At 50.1% G+C, this 4,466-nt stretch carries 3 protein-coding genes; 2 read left to right on the plus strand and 1 reads right to left on the minus strand.

The window, feature by feature from the left end; genetic code table 11:
• Window positions 1–387 precede the first annotated feature (387 nt).
• A complete protein-coding gene (locus PUQ60_RS11325; RefSeq protein ID WP_273381449.1) occupies window positions 388–3,231 on the plus strand; it encodes a TetM/TetW/TetO/TetS family tetracycline resistance ribosomal protection protein in 2,844 nt (947 codons plus the stop codon).
• 27 nt (window positions 3,232–3,258) lie between these two features.
• On the opposite strand, the gene PUQ60_RS11330 is transcribed toward PUQ60_RS11325, so the two are convergent.
• Window positions 3,259–3,855: a LysR family transcriptional regulator substrate-binding protein gene (locus PUQ60_RS11330; RefSeq protein WP_273381451.1), complete on the minus strand. Its 597-nt coding sequence runs from the start codon at window positions 3,853–3,855 to the stop codon at window positions 3,259–3,261.
• Here PUQ60_RS11330 and PUQ60_RS11335 point away from each other — a divergent pair.
• Complete coding sequence (locus tag PUQ60_RS11335) at window positions 3,742–4,104, plus strand: TnpV protein (protein WP_273381453.1); 363 nt, start codon at window positions 3,742–3,744, stop codon at window positions 4,102–4,104. The genes PUQ60_RS11330 and PUQ60_RS11335 overlap by 114 nt on opposite strands.
• The last annotated feature ends 362 nt before the right edge of the window (window positions 4,105–4,466 follow it).

Here is a 4,466-nt window from a genome sequence, read left to right on the forward strand (position 1 = left end):
TTTATTGTGGATAACTGCTCTTATATTTCAATTTTGAGTTTCGCAATTACCTAAAACGATTATAAAACTCTGAAAGTAGATTTTATAAGAAATACATAAAATTGGCAATCCGAAAAATCACGAAAAAAAGTAAAATAGAGGCACTTTTTTTGTGCTATAGAAGCGGGCTGGTCAGCACGCGGTATTTTACAATCAGTGACATACATGGTATCATAACAGGTAAAGTGATTTTTATTTCATAGGAAATTGCGTCCTATGAAACAAAAAACGCTCCGCGAGGATGCGCACTCGCGCGAAGCAGAAACATGTCGCAAGCGACCGCGCTCGGCGCGAGAATGTGCCAAGGCACATTCTTTTTCATATAGAACGGAAATGAGGGTAACATACATGAAGAGACTGGCGGTGGGAATTCTGGCGCACGTAGATGCGGGGAAGACAACATTATCAGAGGCGATGCTCTATGCGGGCGGCATGATCCGCCATCTGGGGCGGGTGGACAAGGGCGATGCGTTCCTGGACACATATGAATTGGAGAAAAAGCGCGGAATCACGATTTTTTCCAAGCAGGCGCGGCTTGCATGGAATGATATGGATGTGATGCTCTTGGACACGCCGGGACATGTGGATTTTTCAGCGGAAATGGAGCGGGTGCTTCAGGTGCTGGACTATGCGGTGCTGGTCATCAGCGGTTCAGACGGCGTGCAGGGGCATACAAGAACGCTGTGGCGGCTGCTGGCGCGCTACCAGATTCCGGCGTTCCTTTTTATCAATAAAATGGATCTGGCGCCGGGACGGGAACAGGAGATCCTGCGCGACCTAAAAGAGTCGCTGGGCGGCAACTTCGTTGATTTTGGTGCGGACGGGACGGAAAGTTTCTATGAAGAGGCAGCAGTCAGCGGCGAAGCGGAATTGGAGGAATTTCTGGAGACGGGACAGGTGTCTAAAGATGCGATCCGCAGCCGGATTGCCAGCCGGGATCTGTTTCCGTGTTATTTTGGTTCGGCGCTCAAAAATACGGGCGTGGAAGAATTTATGCGCGGTTTGGAAGAATATACGCTGGAACCAGTGTATCCGGACGAATTTGGGGCGAAAATATTTAAAATTGTGCGCGACAACCAGGGCGAACGCCTGACTTATATGAAGATCACGGGCGGTGTGCTGCATGTCAAAGACCGGATCGGCGAGGAAAAGGTAAATCAGCTCCGCCTGTATTCAGGCGATAAGTATGAAGCGGTGAGCGAGGCACCGGCGGGTATGATTTGTGCGGCAACGGGACTTTTGCACACGAAACCGGGCGAGGGGCTTGGAGTCTGTGAAATGGGCGCGGAACCGGTGCTGGAGCCGGTTTTGACGTATCGCGTCGAGCTTCCGGAGGATGTGGATGCGGCGGCGATGCTGCCGAAACTGCTTCAATTAGAGGAAGAAGAGCCGGAGCTTCATATTGTCTGGGAGGAAGAAAAGAAAGAGATTCACGCCCAGATCATGGGCGAGATCCAGATGGAGATTCTGAAAAGCCTGATTGCAGAGCGTTTTGGGGTAAATGTCCGGTTTGGCGGGCGCAGCATTGTATATAAAGAAACGATCACCGATACGGTCGAGGGTGTCGGGCATTTTGAGCCGCTCCGCCATTATGCGGAGGTACATCTGCTTCTGGAGCCGGGAGAACCGGGCAGCGGGCTGGTATTTGATACCGATTGCAGTGAAGATATTTTAAGTAAAAACTGGCAGCGGCTGGTGCTGACGCATCTGGAAGAAAAGGTACACAGGGGCGTTCTGATTGGGGCGCCGATTACGGATATGAAAATTACGCTGAAATCGGGACGCGCCCATGTGAAACATACAGAAGGCGGCGATTTCCGACAGTCCGTGTACCGGGCGGTCCGTCAGGGACTGATGCAGGCGCATTCGGTGCTGTTGGAACCATTTTATGCCTTTCACCTGACGATACCGGACAAGATGGTGGGACGTGCAATGACCGATCTGGAGCGGCGGTTTGCCGTCTTTGAGGGACCGGCGCTGGAGGACGGGCAGGCAATATTAACCGGACGTGCCCCGGTATCGTCACTCGATGGATATCAGACGGAGGTGACGGCGTACACGGGCGGATTGGGACAGATGATCTGCACGCTCGATGGCTACGGACCGTGCCACAATGAAGAAGAAATCATTGCGGCAGCCGGGTATGATCCGGATGCGGATCTGGCAAACCCGAGCGGATCTGTTTTCTGTGCACACGGAGCCGGATTTGTCGTCAACTGGGACGAGGTCAAAGATTACATGCATCTGGAAAGCTGCCTGGGTGCGTCCAATGGAAAGCGGCGGATGGAGGCGATTGAAGCAGGCGCACGTTCCTCCGACGGACAGGGCGGAGGTTCTGTCGAGGAGATGTGGATTGGAACGGATGAGGTCGATGCGATTCTGGCGCGCACCTATCATGCCAATAAAAAGGAAGACGGCGGAAAACGCCGCTGGGGCGGAACCAGTAAACGACCAGTGCAGCAGTACGGCGCGGGCGTGTATGGAGAGACGGCGCGGAGACAGGAAGCGGTGAGACAGAAGAGCGATTCGAAAGCCGGGACAGCTGGAGCTTCGACATTTGGAAATGTGGGAAAATCAGGAGGTTCCGTGGCTGGAAATGCAGGGGGATTTGAGCATGCAGGGAAAGCGCCGGAAAGTGGCAGACAGAGCAGCAGAACTGGCAGCTCCAAAGGAAAAATGGCATCAGCGGTTCGGGAATATCTGCTGGTAGATGGCTACAACATTATTTTCTCCTGGGACGAGTTAAATGAGCTGGCAAAGATCAACATTGACAGCGCCCGTGGTAAGCTGCTGGATATTCTATGCGATTATCAGGGAAGCCGCGGTATCGAGGTGATAGCGGTGTTCGATGCTTACCGGGTGCAGGGACACCGGACGGAGGTGACGGATTACCACAACATTCATGTAGTCTTTACGAAAGAGGCGGAGACAGCTGACCAGTACATCGAGAAATTTGCCCATGAAAATGGGCGGAAATATACGGTGATGGTAGCGACCTCTGACCGTCTGGAACAGATCATCATCCGTGGGCAGGGCTGCGGGCTGTATTCGGCGCGGGATTTTGAGGAAGAGATAGACCGTGTGAAGAATCAGACACGTGAGCATACCAACCGACCGCATAGCGGACATAAAAATTATCTGCTGGATTCGGTGCCGGAGGAGGTGCTGCGGCAGGTGAAGAAGGACGAATAATGTATAAAAAGCAGATGTTCGTATAGATTACTCGAAGGCATGAATCAGATCCTTCTGCATAAATTTCATCAGTTCTGCTGCCGCAGGCGACTGTATTTCCCGTACGGGGGCGGCGATGCCGATCTCAAAGGACGGGGAAGCGTCGAGTGGCAGTGTCACAACCGGTCCATCCCATTGTCGGGATAAAATGCGGTTGATCAGGGGAACGCCCATTCCTGCGGCGACCATCGTCCATGCAGCCGGGACATTGGAAGTCGAGGCGCAGATATGGGGCGTGATGTGGTGCTTTGCCAGAAGCCGGGAATTATCTGTTTCCATGTTGGGGTGAATGGAAATATAATTTTCATTGGCAAGATCCTGAAGCGGATAAATGCCCATCTCAACCGCCGGGTGTGACTGCGGAACCCAGATGCAGATTGTGTCCTCACAGAGTGGAATGAAGGTATCGATCCCATCGCGGCGGCTGATGATACAGAAATCAAGCGCCTGTTCCTGAAGCAGGCTGCACAGATGGGAGCTAAGAGTATCAACAATATCGAATACATATTGGTTGGAGATTACTACATCCCGGATCTGAAGCTTCCCAATGAGGAACGCCCTATCGGGAAATATGGGCGGATGCACCGAGAGTATCTGAAGGAGCACAATTCAATGATGTTCAATGATTTGGTTCTGGACGGCCAGCTCTGGACTTACCTTGCCGATTTGAACGAGCAGGCAGAGAACAGATTACAGTTTATTATTAAGCAGATGCAGGAAACGGAGAATGTAACGGACGAATTGAAAGAACAGAATCAGATGGCATGGGTACAAGCTATGAACAACATTTACAACCGGGCAGAAGAGATTGTGATTCATGAGTTGGTTCTGTAATAAAGAGTAAAATAAGCAAGACTGGATGTTATTCTACGAGAGATTGCATCCAGTCTTTTTTGAAAAAAGCTTACTTTTTTGTATGTGAAATATTTTAATGCGAATTAATGCAAAATTTCACTTACAAATCTTGAATAAATGTGCGTAAAATTATTGCTTATTAAAGCACATCTGTTATAATAAATACATACACAGAAAGAAAACAAATGTGAGTGATTTTAAAAACGAAAGTTGGTGAACACGTGGATATTAGAACGATAGCAAAACAAGTTATTATAGAAAAGGATGGCATTGCCAAAGCAGCAGATTGATGGTGTATAAATAAAGTTGACAGCCTATTCTCAAGGATTTCATAGTATAAT

Origin of the sequence: Clostridium sp. AF02-29 (assembly GCF_934835585.1) — a bacterium.
Lineage (GTDB): Bacteria > Bacillota > Clostridia > Lachnospirales > Lachnospiraceae > Otoolea > Otoolea fessa.

Coding starts and splice junctions, on each gene's coding strand:
- PUQ60_RS11325 (WP_273381449.1), top strand. CDS start 388: ATGAAGAGACTGGCGGTGGGAATTCTGGCGCACGTAGATGCGGGGAAG.
- PUQ60_RS11335 (WP_273381453.1), top strand. CDS start 3,742: ATGGGAGCTAAGAGTATCAACAATATCGAATACATATTGGTTGGAGAT.